Consider the following 22,378-nt stretch of genomic DNA (forward strand, 5'->3'; position numbering starts at 1 on the left):
GCGGAGCATCCCGGCGACGTTGAGGTCCTCGACCACGATCGTGCCGTACTCGGCGGTCACGGCGGTGGTGAGCTTGTGCAGGGCGTCTCCGCGGAGGTCCGCCACGCGGTGGGGGACCTTGTTGCGGGCGGCGTTGGCCTTCTCCCACCGCTTCGACGCCTTGCGTCCGGTGCGCCGGAAATCCAGCCCAGTGGTGTCGATCTGCACCAGTTCCCTGGGCACCAGCGGGCCCAGGTCGCCCGCCGGGCCCCGGGATGAGGGGGCCGGCCGCCGATGGCGGAGAAGTGCCGTCGGGGCCGGCCCCTTTCTTGGCTGTTCTTGTGTCCGTCAGCCGGCGGCCCACACGTCGAAGGGGATACCGGCGGCGGGGCCGTTCTTGGCCGCGTTGAGCTCGTTGTTGTAGCGGCCGTCCTTCAGCGGGAAGTTGGCGGAGCCCCAGGTGGCGTCCTGCATCCGGCGCTGGAGGTCCACGCCGTTGTTGCTGGCCGGGAACCTGTTCCAGGTGACCAGGCGCGGGAAGTCCCAGCCGCCGTCGCCCCAGGCCTCCGCGACCTCGCCCCAGCCGGCGAAGCGGAAGGAGTGGGTCCCCCAGTCAAGCACTTGGCCCTCCTTGTGGTAGACGACCTTGAGACGGACCCCGTCCCTCGGGACATCGCTCCAGTTCTTGGTCGTGTAGTCGCCGTGGGCGGAGACGGACGCGTACGAGGGCGTGCTCGCGCCCTGCCGGATCCAGATCACGGCGGCTTCCCAGTCGTGGCGGTGCGACGTGCTGGTGCATGCAGCGCAGGACATGTCCTTCTCGAAGTACAGCGTGTAGATGATCGCGCACCAGCCGTTGTTGCACTTGGCCCGCGAGTAGGTGTTGGCCTTGCCCAGGTGGTTGTCGCGGCACTGGCCGGTGATGGCTCCGCTGTCGTCGAGGCCGCCGTTGAGGTTGCCCCACTGGTCGATGGCGGCGACCGGGAGACAGCTGTCCGTGTCGTAGTCGAAGACCGGCTGGAAGGTCTTCTGGAACGTGGTGGTGCTCTCGGGCAGGGGGGTCAGTACGCCGGCATGGGCGCTGCCGGTCAGCCCGATGGTCAGCGCGGCGGCGCTGGCCGCGACGAGCGCGAAACGCCCGAGGCGGCCGAGGCGGGACTTCCTGCTCTTCTTCGGTGTCTGGGGCATCGGCGGTTCACTCCACTTGCTCTGCGCTGGGGGACGCCGGTGATCCGGCTTGGCGGGACAGAGACTGACAAGCGGAGAGTTGATCGACACCTGGTTTCATCAGGGCAATCAATCGCGGACAACGGTTCCCGGTTGTTCGGCGGCGCGCACTGCCGCTGTCATCAACACCACACTTCGTGTGCGCAGGGTTTCGTCTGGTCACCTTGATCCGTATGTTGATCGCCGCTGAACTTTGCTTCGCTCGGCCGCATTGTGAAATGACGCAAATACCACAAATTGCGGAACTGGTATAAGCGCTGGAAGTGGGTAGGTCTGTGGGGCGTCCTGAAAGGCCCGTTGACCCGGCGGCCGGGCCCGTCCAGCTACTCGCCCACCGGTTGCGGGAGTTGCGCGGGGCCGCCGGTAGCCCCTCGTACCGGGCGATGGCCGAGGACGCCGGATTCTCGGCGACGACCCTGTCCCAGGCGGCGGCCGGGGAGCGGTTACCCTCGCTGGCGGTCGTCCAGGGGTATGTGAAGGCGTGCGGCGGGGACCCCGACGAGTGGGAGGTGTACTGGAAGGAGGCCGAGGCGGCGGCCGCGGCGGTTCCCGTGGACGACGAGAAGGACGCGCCGGCGCCGTACCGGGGCCTCGCCCGCTTCGAACCGGACGACCACGAGCTGTTCTTCGGCCGCGACCGGCTGGTGGCGGAGCTGTGCGAGCTGATGACCGCGCACCGCTTCGCCGCCGTGTTCGGAGCCTCCGGCAGTGGCAAGTCCTCGCTGCTGCGCGCCGGGGTCGTCCCCCGGGTGCGCGCGAGCATCGCGCGGCGGGAGGGCGCGGCGGTGCTGCGGGTGTTCACGCCGGGCGCCCGACCGGCCGAGACGTACGGACATCTGCTGACCCCCGCAGCGGACGAGCCCGAGATCTGGGTGGCGGTCGACCAGTTCGAGGAGGTCTTCACCCTCTGCCGGGACGAGGCGGAGCGGGCCCGCTTCATCGACCTGCTGCTCACCGCCCGGGAACCCGGCTCCCGGCTGCGGGTGATCATCGCCGTACGCGCCGACTTCTACGCCCGCTGCGGCGAACACGCGGAACTGGCGAGCGCGCTGAGCCGCGCCGGGCTGCTGGTCGGCCCGATGAACGCGGACGAACTGCGCGAGGCGGTGGTGCGGCCCGCGCAGGCGGTCGGTCTCCTGGTGGAACGGTCGCTGGCCGCGGCGGTCGTCGAGGAGGTCCTCGACCGGCCCGGCGCGCTGCCCATGCTCTCGCACGCGCTGCTGGAGACCTGGCGGCGCCGCAAGGGCCGCATGCTGACGACGGCCGCGTACGAGGCGGCCGGCGGACTGGGCGGCGCGATCGCGGCGAGCGCCGAGGCGGTGTACGGGCAGCTGTCCGCGTCACAAGCCACGGCCGCCCGGCAGCTGCTGTTGCGGTTGGTCGAGCCGGGCCGGGGCACCGTCGACACCGGGCGCCCCCTGACCCGGGCCGAACTCCTGGAGTGGTCCCACCCCGATGTGCACGTGGTGGTGGAACGGCTGGCCTGCGCCCGGCTGCTGACCGTCGACGAGGAGGGCGTACGTCTGGCCCACGAGGCGCTGATCGGCTGCTGGCCCCGGCTGCACGGCTGGGTCGAGCGGGACCGCGAACGGCTGCGCCACCACCGGCAGCTCACCGAGGCCGCCCGTGCCTGGCTGGAGCACGACCGCGATCCCGGCACCCTCTACCGGGGCACCCAGCTGGCCCGCGCCGCGGAGATGTTCCCCGGCCACCGCTCCGACCTCGCGCTCACGGAAGCCGAGCGGGACTTCCTCAGCGCCGCGTTCGACGCCCGTGAGGCAGAGCGCCGGGCCGTCGCCCGCTCCACCCGCCGGTCCCGGACCCTGGTCGGCGCACTCTCGGCCGTCCTGGCCATGGCGTTGGTCGTGGGCCTCGCCGCTTGGCGGCAGCACGACGACAACCGGCTACAGCACACGCAGAACACCGCCCGCCGCATCGCCGCCGTGGCCGACGGCCTGCGCACCACCGACCCCCGGGCCGCCCTGCTGCTCGGCGTCGCCTCCTGGCGCATCGCCCCGCTGCCCGAGACCCGCCGGGCTCTCCTCGGTTCCCTCACCCAGCCCGAACCGGACTCCTTCAGCGACCCCGCCTCCGGCTACCGCTCACAGCGCTTCCTCGCCGACTCCGGCCGCACCCTCCTCAGCGTCGACGACAGCACCTGGCAGACCTGGAACCTCGGCACCCGCCGCAGTACGGGCTCCGGCCTCCTTCCCCCGGGTGAGGTCCTGGCCGCCGGGCCGGACGCCCGGGTCCTGGCGATCGCGGGGACGGACCGGCGCATGCGGCTGTGGGACATGCGGGCCGGGCGCTGGACGGGCGGCCCGCCACTGGTGCCGGGCCCGGACGGGATCGTTTTCGGGGCGAGCGGGCGCAGCTACGTGATGGACGAACCTGACCACACCGACTCACCCGCGGACTCCGATTCCGGCTCGGCCTCCGAGCCCGGCGCCGACGTCGTACGGGTGCGGGCCGTGGCGGACGGCGCGGTGCTGTTCGAAAAGCGGGGGGTCACCAGGGCGAACGTGGCGGTGAGTGCGGACGATCGGCTGGTGGCCGTGTGCCCGGCGGGACAGGCGCCGCAGGTGCGGGAGACCGGCGGGCGGCAGGTGGTGCGCGGAGCCTGGGAACGGGCCCGAGGGGTCTGCGGTGCCGACTCGACGCTGGAGTTCGGGGCCGACGGCCGGTTCGCCGTCATCGCCGAGGGCCGGGCACAGGTGTGGGACGTTCGTATCGGTGGCTGGTCCGCCGAAATCCGCGACCCGGGTGTGCTGTACGCGTCGTTCAGCCGGGACGGGGAGTTCCTCGCGACGTTCGGCTCCGCCGGCGAGATCAGGGTGTGGCGGCTGTCCGCCCCGGTCACTCCCGTCCTCCGCCATCCCCTCAACAACCAGAACCTGCACGGTCGCCTCGCATGGGACCCCGGCTCACCCGCTCTGCGCTACCTGGAGGGCAGCACCGCCCACACCCTCGACCTGACGGCGACCGTCACCGCCGTCTGGCGCGACCGGCCCATGGACGGCGTACTGCTCAGCCCCGACGGCCGCGTCTTCGCCACCGCCGAACGCACGGGCACCGGCTTCGGCTTCGAACTCCGCAACACCGACGACGGCCGCCTCGTCCGCACCTTGCCTTCCCCGCCACCGCCCCAGCCGGTCCCGGCTGCCGCCTCCCACGGTCACGGCACGCCCCATGCCCCTCACGGTGAAGCGCTGGCCCCGCCCCTGGCACCGGGTGATGTCGTCCCACAGATGGCGTTCAGCCCCGACGGCAGCCGGTTCGTCTACGGGGTCACCGCACCCGGCAAACGGGCCGCTCCGCAGCGGTTCACCGTCTGGGACCTGATCCGCGACCGCGAACAGACCGCGCTGGACCTGGCGACGACCGAGTCCGCCACCGCGGTCACCGCCCTCGCCCTCACCCCTGACGGCCGCACCCTCTTCACCGCCCGCACCTCGGCCGCCGGCGAGCTGAGCAGCGAGCACTGGGACGTGGCCGACCGCCGCCGGACGAACGTCGTCACTGGGCCCGGCCTGGCAGGCACCCGCTTTCAGCTCGCCCCGAACACCGAAATAATCGTCGGCGACAACCGCGTCGTCCGCCGGAGTTCCCGTCAGAGTGTTGCGCTCGACCTCGTCCAGGGCGACCACATCAGCGCGCTGGCGTTCAGCCCCGACGGGAGCCGCGTGGCGGCGGGCGACCGCACCGGCCGGGTCGCCCTGTGGGACGGCGACCTGCGCCGCCGCGCCGGTGTCCTGCGCAACGTCTTCCCGGCCCCCCTCGGCGGCACCCCGGAGGCGGTCAGCGCCCTCGCCCTCAGTCCCGACGGCCACACCCTCGCCGTCGGCGGCGACGCCGGCACCATCCAGCTCTGGGACACCACCACCCAACAGCCCCTCGGCGGTCCGCTCCCCACCCCCGGCGAGCCCATCGCCTCACTCGCCTTCAGCCCCGACAACACCACCCTCTACGCCGGCGGCGGCCACGTCCCCCTCCACCGCCACACCGTCGCCCCCACCCGCGTCATCGGCCACGTCTGCGCCCGTGCCGGGAACGAAAACCTGACGAGGAGCGAGTGGGACACGTACGTACCGGACGCGCCGTACAGAAGGGTGTGCGACGGCACTGCCACGTTGGCTGGCCGGTGAGATGATCTTCGGGTCGATCAGGCTGGGAGGGTCGTCCGTGGGGAGTGCGTCGCTGTCATACAAGGGGCACCGGTACCCGGTCGAGGTCATCTCCCACTGTGTGTGGCTGTACTTCCGCTTCCCGCTGTCGTTCCGCGAGGTCGAGGAGCTCATGCTCGAGCGCGGGATCGTCGTCTCCTACGAGACGGTCCGCCGTTGGTGCGCCAAGTTCGGGCAGACCTACGCCAACGCGCTGCGCCGCCGGCAGCCCCGGCCGGGTGACAAGTGGCACCTGGACGAGGTCTTCATCAACATCAATGGAGACCAGAAGTACCTGTGGCGGGCCGTCGACCAGGACGGCAACGTCCTGGACATCCTGGTGCATAACCGCCGGGACAAGGCCGCGGCCAGGCTCTTCTTCAGCAGGCTGATGAAGAAGAGCCGAACGGTGCCACGGGTGATCGTCACCGACAAGCTCCGCTCCTACGGCGCCGCCCGCCGCGAGGTCATGCCCTGCGTCGAGCACCGGCAGTCGAAGTACCTGAACAACCGGGCTGAGAACAGCCACCAGCCCACCAGGCAGCGCGAACAGGCGATGAAGGGCTTCCGCTCAGTGGGCGGGGCCCAGCGGTTCCTGTCCGCGTTCAGCGGTATCTCGCCCCACTTCCGGCCCCGCCGCCATCTGATGCCTGCACACGTCTACCGAGCCGAGATGACCGTCCGCTTCGCAATCTGGGAGCAACTCACCGGCGTTGCCGGGCCCGCCACCGCGGCCTGACCACAGCGCAGAACCGGGCTCCACTACGCCACGACGTGCCATCAGACACCTATCCACCCAACAACGTGACAGCGCCCGAGCACGCCCATGAAAGCGCGAGGCTAGGGAGCAGTCAGGGTCGAGGATGCGGGCGATGCCGCGTTTGTTGGAGCCGGCCGACCGGAGCCGATCCGGGAGGCGGGCGGGTTTGATCGACTCGCGCTGAGGTGGAGGCCGGCCGCAGGGGCCCGCGCGGCACCATGCTTCCTCGTCTGCGGAGAGGGCCGCGTCGCGTCCGGCGCGGCCTGCTCGTACGGCGGCTCAGCCCGCTGCGGCCGTCGGGGACTCCGCGTGCCGAAAACCTGGCAGCACCAGGCACAGCACGGCCGCGACGGCTGTCGCGGCGGCGAAGGCGCCTACCGCCCAGGCGCCGGAAGCGTGCTGGACGATCAGGCCCGCGATCAGTGGCGCCAGTGTCGCCAGTGCGGTGGCCGCCATCATCACCGTGCTGATGACTCGGCCGCGCATGTCCTCGGGCGCGCTGCGGAGCACCACGGCGACGAGCGCCCCGTTCGCGGCCGGCGCGAGCAGCAGTGCCAGCGCGACCGGCGCCGCCACCAGCGGTGACGGGATGAACAAGGCCGCAGCACCGAACAGCAGGGCGGCGGCCAGGGTGATCGTGGTGGTCAGGGTTGCCAGGCGCACGCGCCCCTGCAGTCGGGGGGCGACGACGGCGCCGAGCAGCCCGCCGGCCGCGATGCCTGCCTGCACGAAACCGATCACCGCGGTGGATGTCCCGTGCTGCTGCATCGCGAGGGTGATGCTGAAGATCACGCCACTGAAGGCGAAGTTCACCAGGGGCGTCTGGATCACCGCCGCGCGCAGAATCGGTACCTGCCAGACCAGTTGCAGGCCATCGGTCACCTCGCGCCACAACGACTTGCGCACGGCCGCCTTCTCCGGCCGGAACTTCCCGCGGATCCGGCTCACCGTGCCGAACGACACCGCGAAGGAGATCGCGTCGGCCAGGAAGGGGACGGCACGGCCTACTCCGAACAGCATTCCGCCGAGCGCCGGGCCGGCCAGGCTGGCACCGTAGGTCCGGCCTTCGCTGGCGGCCCACGCCTGCTCCAGCTGCTCGTCCGGCACTATTCCCGGCAGCGCGGCGGCGGCGGACGGATCGAAGACGGCACCGGCAGCTCCCTCGATCAGGCTCACGGCGAGGACCACCTGCCAGGACGCGGCATCCAGTGCGATCAGAATGCCGAGCAGAGCCAGCAGCACCGCTCGCGTGATGTCGCAGATGATCATCGTCAGTCGCCGGTCGAACCGGTCCGAAAGCGCCCCAGCGGGCAGTTGCACGCACAGCACGGTAATGGCCCGGACCGTGCCGGCGATCCCGGCGAGCACCGCCGAATGGGTCAGGGCCAGGATGAGCAGCGGGTAGGCGATCCCACTGATCTGTGTGCCGGTATCGGACAGCAACTGCCCGATCCACAGCATTCGAAAGCCCCTGTTGCGCCGTAGCGGAACCTGTCGTGGCACATCAGTGGCTATTTCAATTCCGCTGGCGTCACTCACCTTCAGAACCATACGCGCAGGTCAGGGCCGCGCCAGAGCAAGGAATTGTGATCCATGTCACAGCATTGCCCTGCATGGCATCCGTGAGCGCATACGACCTCGTGGTTTGCGTCGCGGTGAGCGACTTCCCTCGCGTTACACACCGTTGACACATCCGGATAGCGGCTGCGAGCGTAAGTCTCCGCCGCCCATCCGAGAGTTGAATCGAAGCTATTCGGCAGTACCGCTCTTAACCGTCAAGCAGTCGACGAATTGACCTGCCGAGAAAGCGGTCATCTTCCTTTCCCCAGTTAGCGCCGCGTCTCGCCCTCCTGCCGGCTGGGCGCAGACGCGGCGTGAACCATTTGCGACTTCCACCAATACGGTCTTCGGTGGCTGACGCCGCAAAGCAGAAACAGAGGAGCTCGGTGACACTCTATTCGGCCGCACGGCTCGCGCAGACTTCCCATTTCTGGGCGGACGGATTCCGAAGCGTGCCGTCCGCGCTCGAGCGCTGGGCCCGGGAGCGACCGGACCAGATCGCTTTCACGTTTCTCCAGGACGGGGAGCATCCGTCCGCGAGCTCTACCTGGCGGACCTTGGACCAGTCGGTCGCGACCAGGGCCGGAACGCTCGCCCGCGCTGGGCTGGCCGGTCGCCGGGCCCTGCTGGTGTACCAGCCCGGACTGGAGTTCGTCACGACGTTTGTCGCCTGTCTGCGGACGGGAGTCGTCGCGGTTCCCGTGCCGGTGCCCCGCCGGGCCTCGGCGGGCGAACGGGTCCGGGCGATCGCGGAGGACGCCGACACCGACGTCGTCCTGACCGACACCCCGACACTCTCTGGCCTGGATGCGAGGCTCTCCGGGCTGCGCTTCATCCGGACGGATGTGGCGGGCGCACCCGACGGTCCACGGCGCGAGCCGGGCCCGCACGAGCCCGCGTTGCTGCAGTACACCTCGGGGTCCACGGCCGCTCCCAAGGGCGTGGTCGTGACGCACGCGAATCTCTGGCACCAACCTCGCGAGCTGGACGAGCTCTGGCCGACCCAGCCGGGCGAACCCACGGTCTCGTGGCTGCCGATGTTCCACGACATGGGGCTGATGTTCGGGCTGGTCCTGCCGATCTTCCGCGCCTCACCGGTCACCCTGTTCGCCCCCGAGGCGTTCGTGCGGCGACCGATCCGGTGGTTGCGAGCCATCTCCGACGCCAGGGCCGTCACCTCCATCGTCCCGAACTTCGCCTACGAGCGATGTCTGGAGAAGATCAGCGCCGAGGAGCGCTCCGAACTCGACCTCTCGTCGTGGCGGTACGCCATCAACGGGGCCGAACCGGTCAGGGCCGAGACCATGCGCCGGTTCATCGACACATTCTCCGCGTGCGGTCTGAGCGAGACCTCCGTCGTCGCCGGATACGGCCTGGCCGAGGCCACGCTGAAAGTCGCGGGAACAGCGCGGGGCCCGTCCCGCGCGCTGAGCCTGTCCGCCGAGCAGTTGCGCGCTGGTCGGGCTGTCCGGGCGCGGGTGGGCGAACAGGCCGTGGCCAAGGTCGAATGCGGCACGTCGTCGCCGGGCACCGAGATCCGGATCATCGACCCCGCGACCGCGAAGACGGTGCCGGAAGGGACCGTGGGCGAGATCTGGGTCAGCGGCCCCTGCGTGGGTGCCGGCTACTGGAACCGCCCGCAGGAGACGGAGCAGACCTTTCGGGCGCGGATCACCGACGATCCCAACGGTCCGACCTACTTGCGGACCGGGGACCTGGGTTTCGTCGCCGACGGCGATCTCTTTGTCACCGGGCGTCACAAGGATCTCCTGATCCTCCGGGGTGAGAACCACTATCCCCAGGACATCGAAGCCACGGCGGCGGCAGCCGCACCGGGCGCAGGTCGCGCGACCGCCTGCGCTTTCGCGATCGACGGCGAGCGCGAGGAACGCCTCGTTGTCGCGGTCGAACTCGATCCGTCGACGTCCCCCGACGACGTGGACCGCGAGGCCATGGCGATCGCGATCTGGCAGGAGCACGGCGTCGTACCGGCCGCCCTCCTGTTCCTCCCGCGTGGGCGCCTGCCCAAGACCACGAGCGGGAAGCTCCGGCGCTCGGCCGTGGCCCAGGCCCACCTCGACGGGACGCTCCAGGTACTCCCCGGCTCCGGCGAGGTGCCCGAACCGGTCGCCGCGGCCGACCACCGCGAAGTCGCTGATCTCCTCGAATGGATCGACGACTGGGCGCTGCGCCGGGTCAACACGATGCTCATGGACGAGCGCCGCAGCATCCCGCCGCACGTTGTGCTGGACTTGGCGCGCCGCGGTGTGCTCGGCATGCAGGTCCCGCGCGCGGAGGGCGGGCTGGGCCTCGACGACTCAGGGATGCTGCGAATCCTCGAACGCCTGGCCGGGGTGAACCTCTGCCTGGCCACGTTCGTCTGCGACAACAACGTTCTCGGTGTCCGTCCGGTCCTGCAGTACGCCGAGGGGTCGCTGCGCCGGCGCCTCGCTCCCGAGCTGGCCCGCGGACTGGCGCTCGCGGCTTTCGCGCTCACCGAGCCCGGAGCCGGCTCGTTCGTGCCGTCGATTTCGTCCACCGCGACCCGCACCGACGACGGCTCGTGGCGCCTCGACGGCGTGAAGTCCTGGAGCGGGAACGCGGCCGGCTCGGACCTCATCGTCACGTTCGCCCACGCCTACGACGAGCTCGGGCGCAGCCAGGGCATGACTGCATTCCTCGTCGACAGCGACGACGGCGCGGTTCGGATGGGCGACGAGGAGCTGACCATGGGGATGCGCGCCATGGTCCACAACACCGTCGTTCTCGACGGGACCCGAGTTGGCGACGATCGCGTCCTGGGTGAGGTCGGCCGCGGGTTCGACGTCGCCAACGACGCCATGATGCGGGCGCGGCTGATGATCGGCGGCCTGTGCCTCGGCGCGATGAAGCGCTGCCTCGGTGTGGCCGTCGGCTACGCCCGACACCGTCCGATCAGCACCGGCTTGATGATCGACAATCCGGTTGTGCGCGAGACACTCTCCGACGCCGTCGCCGCGGTCCGCGCCGTCGAGGCCGTCGTCTACGGCACGGCCTCACTGTTCGACGCCCACCGTCCAGTGGACGAGATCGCTGCGCTCGTGCTCAAGGTGGTCTGCCCCGAGCTGCTCTGGAAGGTCGTCGACGACACCGTCCAGCTCCTCGGCGGGCGCGGCTACATCGAGACCAACGAGGTGTCGCGGTTCCTGCGCGATGCCCGAGTCCTGCGCATTTTCGAGGGCCCGACCGAAAGCCTGCGCATGCACCTGGGGTCGCTGGTCCTCAACCGGCGAGACGCGCTGCGGACGCTGGTCGAGAACGAACTCGACGACGCGGACGCGGCTCGCGACCTCACCTCGATGATCGACGACGTGACAGCCGCTTACGAGCAGTGGTCCTTCGGCGACGCCGTGGAGGGCAAGCGCCTCCTGCACGACCGGCTCGGAGAGGTGGCCGCCGCGGGCCTGGTGGACGTCCTGGTCCGCCGATCGGTCGATCCGGCCGCCGACGTGAGCGGGGCGCGAGCCTGGGCGGCCCGGCGGCTGCAGCAGGCGTACCGGACCGCCACCCAGCGCCCGGTGATGTTGGATGCCGCCCGGCTGCTGGAGTCGACTGCGGCGGAGGTGGCCCGCGCGCACAAGCTCGCCCCGCGCACCCCCGGCGTCCGGCTCACCGTCGATGCCCTCCTCACCGGTGGTGACACCGCGCGCGACGCGCAGCTCACATCGCCCGCGGACGGCCCTGCGCCGGTTCCTGCCGGGCCAGCGCAGCCACCCGGTGATCGCGGCGGTGCGCCGACGAAACCAGCGGCCGAGCCCGCAGAGGGCGATGTCGCGCCGTGGCGGCTGTGGCTGACCGACTGGGTCGCCGGGCGCGCCGGCGTCAGTGCCGAGCAGGTCGAGGGCACGGCCTCGCTCCAGCGCTACGGCATCGACTCGATCGCCATCACCGAGCTGGTCGCCGACCTCGATGACGACCACGACCTCGACGTGCCCTCCGCGCTGGTGTGGGAGAACCCGTCGATCGAGGGGCTCGCACGGCAGATCGCGGTTCTCGCCACGCACGCGGCGAGCCGCTCGTGACCGGCCGCACCTCGAACCGATCCGACGCAGAAGGGACACACACGATGACGGAGGCCGGAGCCCTCACCGTCGGGCAGGAGGCCCTGTGGTACCTGCAGGGGGCCGACCCTGACAGCTCCGCCTACAACGTGGTGTTCGCGCTGCGCATGCTCGGTGGTCTCGACGTCACAGTGCTGCGCCGGGCCGTGACGGCGCTGGTCGAGCGCCACGACGTGCTGCGCTCGCGATTCCCGGAGTCGAACGGGCGTCCGTGCCGCGTGGTGGACCCGCCGGAGCGGTTCGAGCTGCAGGTGGAGGACCACGGCGCGATCAGTCACACCGCACTGCGCGAGTACGTCCACGCTGCGGCCGCCGAGCCGTTCGACCTGGCATCCGGCGCGTTCCGGGTCGTGCTCTTCCGGGTGGAGGACCAGGCACCTGTCCTGCTCCTGGTGACCCACCACATCGTGACCGACTTCGTGTCGCAGGGCGTGGTGATGAACGACCTCCTCGCCCTCAGCGGAGCGATGCTCGAGGGCCGCGAGCCCGAACTGCGGAGGCTGCGCGCGACCTATGACGACTTTGTCCGCTCCGAGGCCGACACGCTCGCCTCGGAGCGGGGGCACCTCCTGGACCGGTTCTGGCGCGACGAGTGCGCGGGAGCACCGACCGACATCCTCCTGCCCGCCGAGGGCGGGCAGGAGCCCGGATCGCGCGGGGCGACCGTGCGCGTGCCGCTCGGGCTTCCCCTGCTCGACCGGGTCGAGGCGCTCGCGCGCGAGACCGAGGTCAGCTCGTTCAGCTGTCTGCTCGCCGCGTTCGAGGCACTGCTCGCGCGCTATACGGGGCAGGACGACTTTCTCGTTTCGTGCCCGACCATGCCCGACATGCGCCGCCAGCGCGGCGTCGCCGGCTACTACGTCAACCCGGTGCTGCTCCGCTCGGACGTCCGGAACACCGACGGCTTCACGGCACTGGCCCGCGCGGTTCACGACCGGGTCGCACGCGCCATGATCCACCGGGATCTGCCGTTCCCTCTGGTCGTGCGTGCCCTCGCCCCTCCCCGACAAGCCGGGCGTGCGCCGGTCGGGAACGTCGCGTTCAGCATGCAGGCCGCTCACCGATCCGGCGAGCTGCTGAACATGCACGCGAGCGGCGAGTCCAGCCGCCCGTGCGTGGTGCACGAAGTGAAGGTCGCGGCGTTCGACGTGCCGCAGCAGGAGGGGCAGTTCGACCTGTCCATCGAGGTCGTGCGCACCAGCGACGACGCCACGGCTGTGCTCAAGTACGACACGGCGCTGTTCGACGAGGGCACCATCGTCCGGCTGGGCACTCACTTCCGCCGGATCCTCCAGGAGGCGCTCGCTCAGCCGCACCGTCCTGTGGGCGACATCGAGCTGCTCGACGAGGCCGAGGTGGACGCCCTGCTCCGGCTCGGCAGCGGCCAGTCGGCCGACGTTCCCGCGTCGTCGTTGTTCGACGCCCTGCGGGTTCACGCCGCCGAGCGGCCCGACGCGATCGCCGTGAAGGCCGACCAGATCACCGTGTCCTACGCGCGCCTCGCTCGGCTCGTGAACGGCGTCGCCGCCCACCTCGCGTCCCGTGGCGTGCACCGCGGCGACGTCGTCGCGGTCGGCACCGGCCGCTCCGCGATCCTGCCGGTCGTCGCGCTGGGCGTGATGGCGGCCGGGGCGACGTACCTGCCGATCGATCCCACGCTGCCCGCCGAACGCATCGCCTTCATGCTCGACGACGCCTCGGCCGCCGCTCTGGTGCGCAGTGGCCAGGGCACACGGCTCGCCGTCCCGCAGACGGTCACGGCGGTCGACCTTGCCTCAATCGACGAGATCGAGGAAGTCGAGGAGCTGTCGGCGGACGCGGCCACGAGGGACGACCGCGCACCCGCCTACCTCATCTACACCTCCGGGTCCACTGGGCGGCCAAAGGGAGTCGCGGTCAGCCACGGGGGCCTGGCGAACCTTGCAGACTGGCAGGGCCGGACCCTGGCCGTCGACGCGGGCGCGGTCGTGCTGCAGTACGCCTCGCCGGGCTTCGACGCCAGTGTCTGGGAACTGGCCATGGCGTTCGGGTCGGGGGCCACGCTGCACCTCCCGGACCCGGGCGCCGTCGCCGGCAGCGCCCTCGCGGCGGAGATCGTCGCGTCCACCGCGACGCACGTGACCCTCCCCCCGTCGGTGCTCGCGACGCTCGCGCCCGACCAGGTCCCCGGCCTGCGGCACGTGATCGCAGCGGGCGAGGCCTGCCCCGGACCGCTGGCGCGAACCTGGGCGGCCCGCACCTCGTTCCACAACGCCTACGGCCCCACCGAGACGACCGTGTGCGCGACCGCGCACCGTTGCAGCCCGGGTGAGGGTGACCGGCCCCCGATCGGGCGGCCGCTGCAGAACCTGTCGGTCCACGTGGTCACCGACGGGCTCCGCCTCGCCCCACGCGGCGTGGTCGGTGAGCTCGCCGTCGGCGGGCCCGCCGTCGCCTTCGGGTACCTGAACCGTCCCGAGCTCACCGCCTCCCGGTTCGTCGAGAACCCGTGGCGGGCCGGGCAGCGGCTGTACCTCACCGGCGACCGCGTCCGGTGGCGCAATGACGGCGTGCTCGAGTTCCACGGACGGGACGACGACCAGGTCAAGATCCGGGGACAGCGCATCGAGCTCGGCGAGATCGACGCCGTCCTCGCCGCCCACCCCGCCGTCGGCCATGCGGTGACCACCACGACCGGCGCCGGAATCGGCACACGGCTGGTCGCCCACGTCACCGGTGACGGGCTGGACCCGGGCGCGCTCAAAGACTGGGCGGCGCGCCGGCTACCGGCCCACATGGTGCCGGCGGCGGTCACGATCGTCGATGCGTTCCCTCTGACCAGCAGCGCCAAGGTCGACCGCCGCGCGCTCGCCGCGGTGGGCGGCGCGCCTGACGCCGCCGATCCGCCGTCCACCGAAGTCGAGGCGCGCATGGTCGCGCTCCTCGCAGAGGAGCTCGGGCTCGACCGGGTCGGCGTGCACGACGACTTCTTCATGCTCGGTGGTCACTCGCTGCTCGCGGCCCGGCTCGCCTTCCGGATCCGCGAGGTCTTCGGCACCGAGGTTCCGCTCGCGGACATCCTCGCCCGTCCCACCGCGGCCGGCCTCGCCCGCCGGCTCGAGGGTGCGGAGGCTCGAACACCCGACACGTTGCCGCGTGCCCACCCGGCACCCCACGATGCCGGGGAGCCCTTCCCGCTGACCGACGTGCAGCAGGCTTACCTGCTCGGACGCCAGAAGGACTTCACGCTCGGCGGCGTCTCCGCGCACGGCTACTTCGAGATCGAGGGACCCGATCTCGACCCTGATCGCCTGGGCGCCGCCTGGAACGCGGTGGTCCGCAACCACCCGATGCTGCGCTGCCGCGTCGACGGCGACCGGCAGCGAGTCCTGACGGAAGTGGACGACTACCGCATCGAGGTCACCGACCTGCGGGCCGGCCCGCCGACGGCGGTCGAGCCCCATCTCACCGCCCTGCGCGCCGAGATGTCCCACCAGGTCCTGCCTGCGGACCGGTGGCCGTTGTTCGACATCCGACTGACCCGTGCGCCGGACAACCGCAGCCGGCTGCATCTGAGCGTCGACGGTCTCGTCGCCGACGGGATCAGCCTGCGGAAGATCCTCGCCGAGTGGTACGACGCCTACCAGGGCCGTGACCTGGCCCCGGCCGAGGAGGTGACGTTCCGCGACTACGTGCTGGCCGAACGGGAGCTGGAGGCCACCGAGCTGTACGAGCGGTCACGCACGTACTGGCACAAGCGTCTCGACACCCTGCCCACCGGGCCCGCCCTGCCCTCGCACCCGGGCGCCGCGGGCGGTGACACGGCGGGTAACCGCTCTCCGCAATTCGACCGGCTCCATCACCACCTGTCCTCGGCGACCTGGCAGGCCCTGCTGGAGACCACCCGCCGCTCCGGGTTGACCCCGTCGACCGTTGCCCTCACCGCGTACGCCACGACCCTCGCGGCCTGGTCGAGCTCGCGGCGCTTCACGCTCACCCTGACGATGTTCAACCGGCTGCCGCTGCATCCCGACGTCGACCGCATCGTCGGCGACTTCACCACCGTCACGCTGCTCGAGGTCGACCTGCGCGCATCCCGCTCCTTCCTGGAAGCCGCCCACGACGTGCAGCGTCAGCTCTGGTCGGACCTGGACCACCGCTACTACGGCGGCATCCGCGTCAAGCGTGACCTCGCCCGCCGCGGCGACGCCGTCTCCCGAGGGGGCGACACGCCGGTCGTCTTCACCAGCGCGCTGGACGACTCGGGCGGCGGCTGGGGCTTCGAGGGCTTCGGCGAGCTGGTGACCGCGACGAACCAGACCCCGCAGGTGTCACTCGACCACGTGGTGGTGGAGCGCGACGGCGGCCTCGACCTGGTGTGGAACGTCGTGCGCTCCGAGTTCCCGGGCGGGCTGCCCGACGCCATGTTCGCCGACTACCGGGCGGCACTCGAACGGCTCGCGCACGACCAGGCAGCCTGGGACCAAACTGGACGCGACCACCGCCGCCCCGAGCAGATCGTGGAGCATCGCGACGCCAACGAGACGGCGCTGCCGCCGCGACGGCTGCCCCTGTTGCACGAACCGTTCTTCGCCACGGCCGCCCGGCGGCCCGACGCCGTCGCGGTGCGCACACCGCACCGGGCCGTGACCTACCGCGAGCTCGAACGTGACGCACTGCGGATCGCCGCCTCCCTGGCCGAACTGGACCTGCCGCCGTCGTCGCTCGTTGCAGTCAGCATGCCCAAGGGTCCGGACCAGGTCGCGGCAGTGCTCGGGGTGCTGCGTGCGGGGCTTGCCTACGTCCCGGTCAGTCCCTCGCTCCCCCGCGATCGACAGGAGACCCTGATCCGGGAGGCCCGCCCCGGCGCCGTGCTGTGCCTGGCCGAACACGGATCCGAAGCCCGGCCACCGGCCGGATCGGTTCCGGTCATCGAGGTCGACCGTCTCCCGGACCGGACCACGGAACCCCCCGAGATCGCGACTGCGGAAGAGGACCTGGCGTACGTCATCTACACCTCGGGCTCCACCGGGACGCCGAAGGGCGTCATGATCGACCATGGCGGCGCCATGAACACCATCGTCGACATCAACCGGCGCTACGAAGTCACCGGCGACGACTCGGTGCTCGGCGTCTCCAGTCTCAGCTTCGACCTGTCGGTGTACGACATCTTCGGTGTCCTCGCCGCCGGTGGAACGCTTGTCCTGCCGGACCCCCGGCAGGAAATGGACCCCGCCCACTGGCGTCGGCTGATCAGCGATCACGGGGTGACCCTGTGGAACTCCGTCCCCGCCCTCATGCGACTGCTGCTGCAGTGGGACGAACTCGAGGAGGCCGGCGCGCTCACGTCGCTGACCACGGTCATGCTCAGCGGCGACTGGATCCCGGTCGACCTGCCCGACCTGATCCGCGGGCGGTGCCCCAGGGCCGAGGTCATCAGCATGGGCGGGGCCACCGAGGCGTCGATCTGGTCGGTCTTCCACCGCGTGGGCCCACGGCTGCCCGACTGGTCGAGCGTCCCCTACGGCCGGCCCCTCGCCGGCCAGGAGATGCACGTCCTCGACGAGTCGATGACCCCGCGGCCCACCTGGGTGCCCGGGGACCTCTACATCGGCGGACGCGGCGTCGCGCTCGGCTATCTGCACGACCCCGAACTCACCGACACCAAGTTCATGCGGCATCCGGTCTGGGGCACGCGGCTCTACCGAACCGGTGACCGGGCACGCTGGCGGCCGGGCGGGCTCCTTGAGTTCCTCGGCCGCGACGACCTGCAGGTCAAGATCAACGGTAACCGTATCGAGTTGGGCGAGATCGAGGCGGCCCTCGCGGCACACCCGCAGGTCGAGGACGCCGTGGTGACCGCTCCGTCGGTCGGGGGCGACCGCGTCCTCGTGGCTCACGTCGTCCCCGTCCCGGAGGAGGGCGCGCAGGCGAACCAGCCCGTGGTGCCCTCGATCGACACCGGCTCGCTGCGCGATCACCTCAGGCGAAGTCTGCTGGCTGCGATGGTCCCGGGGACGATCGTGGCGATCCCCCGCATGCCGCTGACCTCGAACGGCAAGATCGACCGGGACCGGCTCACCCGGGACGCCGCCGCGGCCGCCGCGCAGGGCCGGGAACCGGACACCGGCACCGGGCCTGCGCTGGATCACCCACTGGAGCGGGAGCTGGCGGAGATCTGGTCGACCGTCCTGGAATGCACCGTGGACAACGCCCTCGCGAACTTCTTCGCGCTCGGGGGCGACTCGCTGCTGGCCGTGCGCGTCCTCTCGCTCGTCAACGAGAGCCACGGGACGTCCATGACCATGGGCGACCTGTTCGAGGCGCCTACCGTCGGGCAGTTCGCGTCCAGGGTCCGGGCCGGCGCACAGGACACGCAGGCGTCACCGGCTCCGACGATGGCGACGATGGTCGAGGAGGAGCTGTGAACATCGTCCAGCTACTCACCTGGCTCGATGACAGGGGAATCCAGGTCGACCGCCGCGGAGACCGGCTGCTGGTTCGATCACTTCACGGCAGCGTGGACGACGAGGTGCGGTCCCTGCTGCGCGAGCACAAGGCCGCGCTGCTCGCCGAGATCGACCGGGGTGGTGCCGACGCGCCGGCGTCCGCTGGCCAGCAACAGCTCTGGCTCATCGACCAGGTCGAGGGCGGCGGGCACGCCTACAACGCGACTGCCGTCCTGCGGGTCAAAGGCCCGGTGGACGACGCGGCGCTCGACGCGGCGTTCACCAAGCTGGTGCAGCGCAACGAGGTCTTCCGGACCAGCCTCGTCCTGCGGGCCGGAGAGCTGCGCCAACGCGTGCGCCCGGCCGGTCCCGTCACGGTGGACCGCGTCGACCTCGAGGGCCTGCCCGGAGACACCGCCGAGACCCGGATCCGACAGATCGCCGACACGTCGGCGAGGACGCCGTTCGACCTGGCCGACGACGTGCTCGTACGCGCGACACGCATCCGGACCGGCGACGGGGACACCGTGCTCGTCGTCACCCTGCACCACGTCGCAGGTGACGGGCTGTCCATGGCGCTGCTCCACGCCGAGATCGCCGAGCTCTACGACGCAGCGGTCTCGGACCGGGAGCCGGAACTGCCCCCACAGCCGGGGCAATACCGCGACTACGCCCGCCGTCGGCGTCAGTCGGCGACCGACGACCGCGAGCGCCCCGGCGACGGCGAGCCGGCCGACCAGTTCTGGGTCCGCTACCTCGACGGGGCGCCCTCAACCGTGCTGCCGCTCGACCGGCCTCGTCCGGCGAAGCGCACCTTCGCCGGCGACTGCGTACGGTTCAGGCTCGACACCGAACTGGTCGCCCGGTTGCGCGACCTGGCCAGCGGGCGTGCCACGACGCTGTTCGTGGTACTGCTCGCCGTACTCGGCGACCTGCTCGGCCGTCACGGCGGTCAGGAAGACGTCGTGATCGCGACCCCTGTCGTCGACCGTCCTGAGCGGCGGTTCGAGAAGATGATCGGGTACTTCCTCAACACCGTCGCCATCCGGTGCGACCTCTCGGGCGGGCCGGGGTTCGGGGCGCTCGTCGACCGGGTCCGCGACAGCACGCGCGCCGCCCTCGCGCACGCGAGCACGCCGTTCGAGGAGGTGGTCCGCGCCGTCGGTGCCTCGCGTGGCGGCACGCACAGCCCCGTCTACCAGGTCATGTTCGCGCTGCAGACCGGGCAGCCCAGCCGCCCGTTCCTGTCGGGGAACGAGGTCGAGGAGATCCCCTACGACCCGCCGACCGCCAAGCACGACCTCACGATCATGCTCGATGAGGACGGAGACGGACTGCTCGGGCGCCTGGAGTACAGCACCGACGTCCTCGACCGCGAGACCGCGTGCCTTCTCGCCGACCACCTGGTGACCCTGGCCCACGCCCTGGTGGCCGACCCGAGCCGGCCACTGGCGGCGATCCCGCTCGCCACGGACGTGGAGCGGACGCGGCTCGCCGAGCGCGAGGACGCGCTGAGCCTGCGCATCGTCGACAGCGAGGGAGCCCGGGTCCCTCTGGGAGTGGTTGGCCGGCTCGTCCTCGACGACGGGGTCTCCCCCGGCCGACAGCTCGCCCGCCACGCCCGGTGGCGGCCCCGCGGCGGCGTCGAGGTACTCGACGACCCCCCGACCCAGCCCGGCCCCAACGCGTTTAGGGCACCCGGCACGTCGGCGGCCCACGCCGGGCCGGACGCACCGGCGACACCGGCCACGTCGACGCTGGTGGCCGCGATCTGGGCCGATGTCATCGGGCGGACCCCGGCAGGCGACGAGGACTTCTTCGCCCTCGGCGGCACGTCGATGGCCTTGATGCAGGTCAACTGGGAGCTGCGCCGCCGCGCAGGCGTCGAGGTCCCGATCGCCGAGCTGCTGGCCGTCCCCACGGTCAGCGGCATGGCAGGCACCGTGGCACAGCACCAGGAGCGGACCGGGCGCGAGGGACACACGTCCCGATGGACGCGTACCGAACTGCCACTGCGCGGACCGGGCCACCTGTTCAACGTCGCCGCGCTCTCCCCCACCCAGATGTGGGCGGCTGGCGTTCGCGAGACACCCGGCAGCGCCGAGGGCACACGGTCCGTCGTGCTGCGCTGGAACGGTGACAGCTGGCACGAGGTGCCCCATCCCGAGCTCGAGAAGGTGTTCGGCGTCGCGGTCGCCCCGTCCGGCGCCGTGTGGCTCTCGGGCAGGCGGGGACTGCTGTGCTTCGAGGGCACCCGGTTCCGCCGGGTCGGAGGTGACGCTCCGCAGTACGACTGCGCGTCCATCACCCGGATCGGCGACGGACTTTGGACCATGGTGCGCCCCGACGACACCCCGGGCGCGCAGACCTATGTCGCGGCCGGCGGCGAGGACGGCCGGTGGCGACGCCTGCCCCTGCCCCTTCCGCCACGGGCGACGACACGCTTCGGGTGCCTCGCCGGGACTTCTGACCGCGACGTCTGGGCGGCGGTCGTCGTCGACGGTGACGACGCCTCCCGGGAGTCGTGGCTCGCGCACTGGGACGGCCAGCGCTGGCAGGAGGTCGTCCCGCCGCCGCTGGGGCGGGCCGGGGTGGAGATCATGCGGGTCGTCCCCCACGGCCCCGACGACGTCTGGGTGCTCGGCGCACGGCTCACCGCCGAAGGCCGCGTCAGCGTCATGGTGCGCTGGGACGGGCACGAGTGGACCGAACCCACCCTCCCGGCCGGTCACCGTGGGCGCATCAACAGCCTCACGGCAGCGGGCGACGGCACGCTGTGGGCGGTGGGCGGCGGTCAGGGGGACGCAGGCGTCGTGCTGCGCAGCAACGACGGCGGCCGCCATTGGGAGCCCGACGTCGCCCCGTCCTCGGTCCTGCTCGGCGACATCGTCCCCTTCCCGGACGGCGACGGGCTCATCGTGGGGGGCGCCGCCGACGACGGGCTGGCCCTGTTCCGAAGGGAGGGCGTCGCATGACGGCGACTGTCGACACGCCGCCCGGCAACCTCGGCCTCACCGCGGCGCAGAGTGCGGCACTCGAGGCCGACACGACGGACGGCTCCCACCGCGTCGCGCTGCTTGGGGTCCATCCCGGCGAGCCCGATCTCCATGCGCTGGCGCAAGCCCTCATGGAGCTGCGCAGACGCCACGATGTCCTGCGCACGACCGTCCGCTACAACGACGACGGTCCCGTGGGCACGGTCAGCACCCAGACCGTCGTTCCGGTGGAGCTGGTTGCCGGGCCGCCACCGCACTCCGCCGACGGACTGCCACCCAAGCGGCTGGACCTGACCACCGGACCACTCGTGCACGTCGCGGTCTTCTCCGACGTCGGTGGCCGCACCCTTCTGGGATTCCAGGCCCATCCGGTCGTGCTCGACGAGGAGACCATGCGCCGTGCTGTCCACGAACTCGGCCTGCTCTACCGGTACTTCGCGGGCGGCGGCCCCATTCCCCCGGTGACACGCGTCGGCTACCGGGAGCACGCCGCCAGGATGCGCTCCACCGCCGGCCGTGTACCCCGCCGGATGCCCGTCGTGTCCCACGAGGTCGGCCCCGCCACCGCGGACCGCGTCCGCCTCATCGGATCATCGCGTGGGCTGCCCGTGGCCCTGCTCGTGCTCGCCGCCTGGATCACCGCAAGTGCGGCGACATCCGGAGCAGCCACCGCGCCGGTCGCGACGTCTCTCCCTGACCCGTCCGGGAAGCGGCCCCTGGGCCCGGTCTGCGACCGCATCCTGCTCCGGGGCGAACCGGGAGCGGCGTACGACGTCGTCGCCCTCGCGGAACACCTGCGCGCAGCAACGGTCGACACCGAGCCGGACGACGGCGATACACCGCTCACCTTCACCTTCCATGACGACCGCCCCCGGGCGGGAGCCGGTCCGTTCGAGGTCGTCGAGGCGGGCGCCATGCTCGCTCCCTCCGAGGACTCGCTCGCGGTGCACAGCACGTCGGCGGCGGGCTGGCTCCTGCGCCTCACGCACCGCGCCGACATCGCGAGCTCCACGGCCGCCCGCGCCACCCTCGCCCGCACGGTGGCGCTGCTGGACAACGCGGGTGCCTCCCTGGTCGACGAGGAGCTGCTGTGAGAGCCCACCGAAGCGCTTCCCTCGGGATCCTCGATGACGAAGGAAGGTAGTCCCATCAGCGACCGAACATT

9 protein-coding genes are annotated in these 22,378 nt (G+C 71.5%); 6 read left to right on the forward strand and 3 right to left on the reverse strand.

Going from position 1 to position 22,378, the window contains the following annotated elements; translation table 11 throughout:
- The coding region (locus KUM49_RS38300; RefSeq protein WP_308406945.1) for a transposase at nucleotides 1-222 on the reverse strand (222 nt) is incomplete at its 3' end.
- 105 nt (nucleotides 223-327) lie between these two features.
- Nucleotides 328-1,167, reverse strand: coding sequence for an NPP1 family protein (locus KUM49_RS38305; protein ID WP_217241572.1), 840 nt, complete (start codon nucleotides 1,165-1,167; stop codon nucleotides 328-330).
- A 422-nt stretch (nucleotides 1,168-1,589) separates the two neighbouring features.
- On the opposite strand from KUM49_RS38305, the gene KUM49_RS38310 reads away from it, so the two are divergent.
- Nucleotides 1,590-5,351, forward strand: a complete 3,762-nt coding sequence (locus KUM49_RS38310; RefSeq protein ID WP_254402423.1) for a WD40 repeat domain-containing protein — start codon at nucleotides 1,590-1,592, stop codon at nucleotides 5,349-5,351.
- Between the two features lies 1 nt (nucleotide 5,352).
- Nucleotides 5,353-6,108, forward strand: a complete 756-nt coding sequence (locus KUM49_RS38315; protein WP_254402424.1) for an IS6 family transposase — start codon at nucleotides 5,353-5,355, stop codon at nucleotides 6,106-6,108.
- Between the two features lie 300 nt (nucleotides 6,109-6,408).
- Here the strand turns inward: KUM49_RS38315 and KUM49_RS38320 are convergent, their stop codons facing one another.
- On the reverse strand, nucleotides 6,409-7,668 hold the full coding sequence (locus tag KUM49_RS38320; protein WP_217241575.1) for an MFS transporter: 1,260 nt from the start codon (nucleotides 7,666-7,668) through the stop codon (nucleotides 6,409-6,411).
- Between the two features lie 473 nt (nucleotides 7,669-8,141).
- On the opposite strand from KUM49_RS38320, the gene KUM49_RS38325 reads away from it, so the two are divergent.
- From KUM49_RS38325 to KUM49_RS38340, 4 genes are read left to right on the forward strand one after another with little or no spacing between them, the layout of a single operon-like run.
- A complete protein-coding gene (locus KUM49_RS38325) occupies nucleotides 8,142-11,750 on the forward strand; it encodes an AMP-binding protein (protein WP_217241576.1) in 3,609 nt (1,202 codons plus the stop codon).
- 44 nt (nucleotides 11,751-11,794) lie between these two features.
- Nucleotides 11,795-18,196, forward strand: coding sequence for a non-ribosomal peptide synthetase (locus KUM49_RS38330; protein ID WP_217241577.1), 6,402 nt, complete (start codon nucleotides 11,795-11,797; stop codon nucleotides 18,194-18,196).
- Nucleotides 18,193-21,192: a condensation domain-containing protein gene (locus KUM49_RS50440; protein ID WP_217241578.1), complete on the forward strand. Its 3,000-nt coding sequence runs from the start codon at nucleotides 18,193-18,195 to the stop codon at nucleotides 21,190-21,192. The genes KUM49_RS38330 and KUM49_RS50440 overlap by 4 nt, the downstream gene beginning before the upstream one ends.
- Nucleotides 21,189-22,307 carry a hypothetical protein gene (locus KUM49_RS38340; RefSeq protein WP_217241579.1) on the forward strand — a complete coding sequence of 373 codons (1,119 nt, stop codon included), beginning with the start codon at nucleotides 21,189-21,191 and terminating at the stop codon, nucleotides 22,305-22,307. The genes KUM49_RS50440 and KUM49_RS38340 overlap by 4 nt, the downstream gene beginning before the upstream one ends.
- The last annotated feature ends 71 nt before the right edge of the window (nucleotides 22,308-22,378 follow it).

Origin of the sequence: Streptomyces sp. AC555_RSS877, assembly GCF_019049245.1 — a bacterium.
Taxonomy (GTDB): domain Bacteria; phylum Actinomycetota; class Actinomycetes; order Streptomycetales; family Streptomycetaceae; genus Streptomyces.